General features: G+C 32.9%; 1 protein-coding gene. It reads right to left on the bottom strand.

Annotation, left to right across the window (positions count from 1 at the left end; all coding sequences use genetic code 11):
- The coding region (locus tag H3S73_RS13615) for a hypothetical protein (protein ID WP_198248930.1) at positions 1-389 on the bottom strand (389 nt) is incomplete at both ends.

Below are 389 nucleotides of genomic sequence, written 5' to 3' on the forward strand. Positions count from 1 at the left end.
GCGATTAGTTATTCCTGAAGATACCCGTGTTAATAACATGGAGTAAAGCGTTAACATTAATTGACCTTTTTCACTGAAAAAACTCTCATCCAATTGGTTTTGGGACTGTTCAGCTTCAAGTTCTTGTAAAATGATTTTAGTTTGTTGTTGTCGTTCCTGTTCTGCTTTCAGCTGGTTTTCTTCCTGCTGTTGCAGATGTTTTTTAATTTCTTCATTATTAGTTTTATGCATTAATTGTGGTTGGAATTCAGAAATTGTCGACAGTTCATCTTCCATAATTTTAAGACGTTTATGTAAAACAAGTTCCCAAAAACTGCCTTTTTTACCGTCAATAATATGATAAAGCAGACTATTTTTGTTATTTAGTAATGAATCCCATACGGCTGTTT

It is taken from the genome of Gilliamella sp. B14384G12, assembly GCF_016101825.1.
GTDB lineage: Bacteria > Pseudomonadota > Gammaproteobacteria > Enterobacterales > Orbaceae > Gilliamella > Gilliamella apicola_N.